1 protein-coding gene is annotated in these 1857 nt (G+C 60.1%); it reads left to right on the top strand.

Features of this window, described 5'->3' with window-relative positions; translation table 11 throughout:
• Positions 1 to 143: 143 nt before the first annotated feature.
• Entirely contained in the window at positions 144 to 1541 is a 1398-nt protein-coding gene (locus tag BN948_RS25340; protein WP_156037866.1) for a hypothetical protein, read from the top strand.
• Positions 1542 to 1857: the final 316 nt, after the last annotated feature.

Below are 1857 nucleotides of genomic sequence, written 5' to 3' on the forward strand. Positions count from 1 at the left end.
GCCTACATCGGTGCAAAGTAGCAGTCCAAATGAGCCGCTTGCGGCCGGTCAAGATGGGTTGACTGGACGCTCACCATGGCGTTGTCATCAAACACACCAACGCGCTGGAGGCGCTCGCCAAGCTCTGTGGTGAGCCGAATTGGATGCGTTCACGGCAGGCTGAACTGCCCTTCGGAGACACCCGCCCTGAAGAGGTGCTCTATGGGCTGCAGGCTGTGCGCAACGGTGAGACCTATGTAGCCGTCGAGCTATTTCCGACCATGGCAAAGGCCGCTGAGCGGTTGCTCGTATTGCTGGCAGCCGAGTGGCCCACGGAGGTTGCCTCTTCGCTGTGCTCGCAAGGCTTCGGCGCGCAGATGCTCATGGTCGAGTTGGAGCATCCGACGGCGCCCTGGCTGCAGTTCAAGGTCTGCCGATTCGTCGGCACTAGGGTGGACGCGGACTTGGGCGACATCCCTGACGAAGAAGCCCGCGCGTTCTCCGAACGAATGACTCGCACGCTCGAGTACACCTACCCCGGCCTTCTCGTGGCGAACTCGCTGCGCAGCAACACGCTGTCGCCAGACTACTACCTGTGTCCCCATGTGCTCCAACTGAGCACGGGCTACAAGACGACCTGCTGGGGTGACATGGAGTTGCTACCCGTACTCGATGGGTTGGGTGTGAAACCTACAGTGAAGGAGGTCGCTGGCGTGTTGCGGTTGGACACGGACGAAGGCCTCGTGGAGCTGGCGCTGGCGTGGACGTCAAATGCCGACGCGAGTTCACGAATCGGCGGTTTGGCGCCCGAACAAGTGAACGGGCTGCTGAACCGCATGGCGCGGCTACGCAGGCTGACCGACGGCCCCATCACCCAGTTACTCGCGCGCGTGATGGCCGGTCCGCATGGCGCAGACAATTGCTTCCCCGTTAACAAGGATGCAATCGAAGTGGCGATGCGCGCCGTGAACTTCTCGCCCAAGCAGCTAGCCCTGCTCGCAGAGGTGCCGCTGAACGTTGTCCAACGGATACTGAAGTACGGCTATGCACACGAAACACTCATCCCCAAGCTGGCTGCCGCACTCGGACTTGACCATCCAAACGAACTGTTGCCGCCGGAGAAAGACCAGGGCACAGGCATCCGCATCGAAGACGGGGCGGTGTTCTTGCGTGCCCTGAAGCAGACTCATGTTTGGCGCCGCGTCATCGGTGAAGGCCTGCTGGGCAAGGAACTCGACAAGGTCACCCATTTGGCTGAAGCGCTGCAGGATTACGTCGAAGTGCTGCAGTTCCGAACCGGCCCCTTCGGCAAACACGTTCAAGACCTGGACGAACTCGAACAACCAGTCGACGAAGCGTCTCTTGCGCGTACGGTGCAGGAGCTGCTGGACGAGTTAACCGAAATGGAGGTCGCCGTAGTGGTATCAACCGACATCCGATTCGCAGGAGGCTCAGGGCGGTTGAAAGACATGAGAGGTATGCCGCTGCATCACGGAACGCTCTTCTTCGAAAGGGTTTCGATGCTGAAATCGCCGAGAGCACGCAGCGCCGAAGCGACCTGATTTCAGGACGCTGTCCGGAGTTCTAACGACCCGAAAGTAGCAGCGGCATGCCGCTTGGCGAAGAGCCCGTGCGGCTGCCGCGCTGGCGGCACCAAGAAAGTCAGCCCAACCCTAGGTTACGTCTTTGATGATGAGAAGCGAGAAAACGTCTGTGACGCGAAGGCTTTTCAGTCAAGGCTAGAGAACCCGACGTCATCCAACACTTTAGCTTGGCCAAATGCTGCCGATATCCAAGGCGGTGAACCGCCCCGGCTTTCGTGGAGGCCGGTTGGTTTAAGTCAGGCCTCCGCCATGGAGTCCTGATTGGCGAGATGCC

Origin of the sequence: Hydrogenophaga intermedia, assembly GCF_000723405.1 — a bacterium.
GTDB classification, from domain to species: Bacteria; Pseudomonadota; Gammaproteobacteria; order Burkholderiales; family Burkholderiaceae_C; genus Hydrogenophaga; species Hydrogenophaga intermedia.

What these genes read in the sequence shown, in the direction of transcription:
- BN948_RS25340 (WP_156037866.1), top strand. Translation starts at nt 144, where the DNA reads ATGCGTTCACGGCAGGCTGAACTGCCCTTCGGAGACACCCGCCCTGAA.